Consider the following 3,194-nt stretch of genomic DNA (forward strand, 5'->3'; position numbering starts at 1 on the left):
TCGGCGTTCTGTCGAGCAAGCTGGCGTGGGGCGCCATCAACTGGTCGGAGCCGCGGCTGCAGGCGGCGTTCTGGATCCTGATCGCCGCGGCGGTCGTGCTCGTCGCCCAGCACCTGGCCGACCGCTCGCTCGTGACCGCGGCGCTCGACGCCGGGTTCGTCGTCGCGTTCTGGGGGTTGCTGCTCGCCGCGCCGAACCTCATGCACCCCGACAACCCGGTCCTGCACTCGGGCTGGGAGGTCAAGGGCCCGTTCGTCGGGATGGTGGCGTGCTGGGGCGTGGCGGCCGGACTTGTCGTGTGGGCCCTGCGCGATGCGATCGTCGCGTGGCACGCGTCCCCGGACGCGCCCGCCGCCTGACGCGCGCCCGAGCGCCCGGACGCTACCAGACGCCCGCGACCGCCGGCACCGCCGCCCGCTCGACCAGCGAGAGCGCCTCGCTCGCGCACGCCGAGCGGCACACCCCGCACCCCCAGCAGTCGGCCTGACGCAGCACCGCCGGCGCGCCCTTCGACGCGGGCCGGTCGATCGCGGCGAACGGGCAGCGCCGCACGCACGCGCCGCAGCCGGTGCACGCAGTCGTGTCGAGCACCGCGACGTCCTCGCCGCGCCACATGAGTTTCGCACCGTGGCCGACGGTCAGCGTCATCGCCATGCAGCCGCTGGCCAGGTCGCAGTTGCAGATCGCGCCGATGAACGGCGTCTCGAAGGTCCACACCGAGTGCATCAGCCCGCGTTCCTCGGCGCGCCGCAGGAGCGCCATCGCTTCGGCCTTGTCCAGGCGGGTGAAGGCGAGCGTGTCGGGGCCGTCGCCGTAGCCGGCCATGCCCTCGCGCAGCAGGTCCTCGACGGGCGCGACGGTGATCGCGAGGCAGAAGCCCTCCTCGGACTTGCCGGCGAAGGTGCGGCACGGGCAGGGGAGGTTCACGATGCAGGTCGCGGTGTCGAAGATCGCCTCGCACTGCTCCAGTGGCACCGGCTGGCCGAAGTGGTGCTCCCGCATGTGCCGGGCGAAGCGCTCCTTGCCGGCCTTCGCCAGCGGCGCGGGGACCTTCTCGGCCAGCTCGCAGGCGGTCAGCACGCGCCGGCGGTTGCGGTCGAAGTCGCGGAGGAAGCGCACCATGTACCCTCGGCGGTCCGCCTCGTCGAGCAGCTCGGTGGCGTAGTTCGACGCCTCCAGGTACCACCGCTTGCCGTCGCCGTGCTGTGCGCAGAACCGGCACATCGCCTAGCTCGCTCCCGTCGCCGCCCGCCGCCCACTCTAGCACCGTGCCGTTCGTCGCCGGGTGCTCATCGCGAGGCCCGGCGGTGCCGATACATCACTTGCAGACGACCACCGCCCGATGATGAGGCGAGACCCGACGTGATCACCACAGTCCGAGAGCTCGACAAGCTGCGCTTGCTGTACGAGGGCGACTGCCGCGACATGATGCGCGTCTTCCTTGCCGCGCGCTCCGTCGCCGAGGCCGACCTCGCGCTGGCGGGCCTGCACGACGTCCTGCCCGAGCGCACGCTCGTATCGCTCGCGAACCTGCGCGAGGTCATCGCCGAGGTGCCCGTGCCCCCGTGCTCGATCCGGGTCGAGGCGCCCGCGCTCGCGCAGATCTCCGGCTACGCGAAGGAGCGCGGCAGTTACGTGAAGCCGGTCGGCCCCGACGGCTGCCTGGTCTTCGTGCTCGCCGAGGGCAACCTGCTCTTCGACATCGTTCTCGGCGACGGTGCCGAGCGCGTCTTCCTCGCGCCGCAGGGCAACGGCGAGGATCGCGTGAACCCGCGCGCGGTCGACCTGCTCATGGAGCGCTCCGGGCTGCTCGAGGAGCTCGTCGACCTGACGGTGCACATGGGGCTCGTGTTCAACCCGACGCTGTACCTGTCGCTCGAGGACTGGGCGCTCGAGCACGCCGGCGAGTCGCTCGCGGGGCTGCAGGACCTGTTCTAGGGCGACGCCCGCGCGTCCGCAGTGCAGCGCTTGCGTCGACAGAGGCGTGTGCTACAGTGCCCCCACTGACAACCGAACATGCGTCCCGGGTGCCCGCTTGGAAGCGGGAGAATAGGGAAGCCGGTGAGAATCCGGCACGGACCCGCCACTGTGAAGCGCCGCGTCTATGCGAGCGTGAAGTCAGGAGACCTGCCCGGGATGCGCGACGCGGCCTTCGAGGAGAAGGGGCCTGAATCGCGATGCCGGCTCGCCGGCGTCCCGACCACCCGGACTCCCGAGGACCCGCCCAAGATGGCGGGCCTTCGTGTTTCCGGGGCCGCGACGACGAGAGGAGAGCATCATGCGCACCACCCGCACCCTTCGCACCACCCGTATCGTCCGCATCGCCGTTGCCGCCGCGCTCGCGGCCGGTCTGCTCGCCGCTGCAGGCGCCGCTGCCGGCTGCAAGCCGAAGACCGCGACACCGCAGCAGTCGGTCGTCGCGCCCGAGCCTGCGCCCGAGGTCACATACCCCGTCACCATCACCGACGACGCCTCGCGCACTGTGACCGTCCCGGCGAAGCCCGAGCGCGTCGTCTCGCTCGCGCCTGCGAACACCGAGATCGTCTGTGCGCTCGGCGCGATCGACCGCCTCGTCGGCGTGACGACCTTCTGCGACTACCCGCCCGAGGTCGCCGAGATCGCCAAGGTCGGCGACTTCGCCCAGCCCAACGTCGAGGCGATCGCTGCGGCCGACCCGGATGTGGTGTTCGCCACGAGCGGCGTGCAGGCCGACGTGGTCTCCAAGCTCGAGGAGGCCGGCGCGGTCGTCGTCGTGGTCGACCCACAGTCGCTCGAAGGCCTCTACCGCTCGGTCGTCGACGTGGCGGTGGTGCTCGGCGATGCCGGTGCGGGCGAGGAGCTCATCGCCGGCATGCAGTCCGACCTCGCCGCGCTGCGGGCGAAGCTCGGCGCGGCGGAGCCGGTGCCGTGCTTCATCGAGATCGCGCAGGATCCGCTGTTCACCGTGGGCACGGGCACGCTCATGGACGAGCTCATCACCGCTGCCGGCGGGCGCAACGTCGTCACGCAGCCCGGCTACGTGGGCTACTCGGTCGAGCAGTTGCTCAAGGACGACCCGGCGGTCTACCTCGCCACGAAGGGTTCGATGAGCGACCCGGCCGACGTGGCGAAGCGCGCCGGCTACTCCCAGCTCGCGGCCGTCAAGGCCGGTCGGGTGGTCACGCTCGACGACAACCTCGTCTCACGTCCCGGTC

At 71.5% G+C, this 3,194-nt stretch carries 3 protein-coding genes and 1 riboswitch; of the genes, 2 read left to right on the top strand and 1 reads right to left on the bottom strand.

Annotated elements, in window-relative coordinates:
- Positions 1 to 381 precede the first annotated feature (381 nt).
- Positions 382 to 1,224, bottom strand: a complete 843-nt coding sequence (locus FDZ70_08410; GenBank protein TLM72404.1) for a 4Fe-4S dicluster domain-containing protein — start codon at positions 1,222 to 1,224, stop codon at positions 382 to 384.
- A gap of 138 nt (positions 1,225 to 1,362) precedes the next feature.
- On the opposite strand from FDZ70_08410, the gene FDZ70_08415 reads away from it, so the two are divergent.
- Both FDZ70_08415 and FDZ70_08420 read left to right on the top strand, forming a co-directional pair.
- Positions 1,363 to 1,938 carry a hypothetical protein gene (locus tag FDZ70_08415; GenBank protein TLM72405.1) on the top strand — a complete coding sequence of 192 codons (576 nt, stop codon included), beginning with the start codon at positions 1,363 to 1,365 and terminating at the stop codon, positions 1,936 to 1,938.
- 70 nt (positions 1,939 to 2,008) lie between these two features.
- Positions 2,009 to 2,150: riboswitch (cobalamin riboswitch) on the top strand.
- Between the two features lie 128 nt (positions 2,151 to 2,278).
- The coding region (locus FDZ70_08420; protein TLM72406.1) for an ABC transporter substrate-binding protein at positions 2,279 to 3,194 on the top strand (916 nt) is incomplete at its 3' end.

It is taken from the genome of Actinomycetota bacterium, from assembly GCA_005774595.1.
Lineage (GTDB): Bacteria > Actinomycetota > Coriobacteriia > Anaerosomatales > D1FN1-002 > D1FN1-002.

What these genes read in the sequence shown, in the direction of transcription:
- FDZ70_08410 (TLM72404.1), bottom strand. Translation starts at nt 1,224, where the DNA reads ATGTGCCGGTTCTGCGCACAGCACGGCGACGGCAAGCGGTGGTACCTG.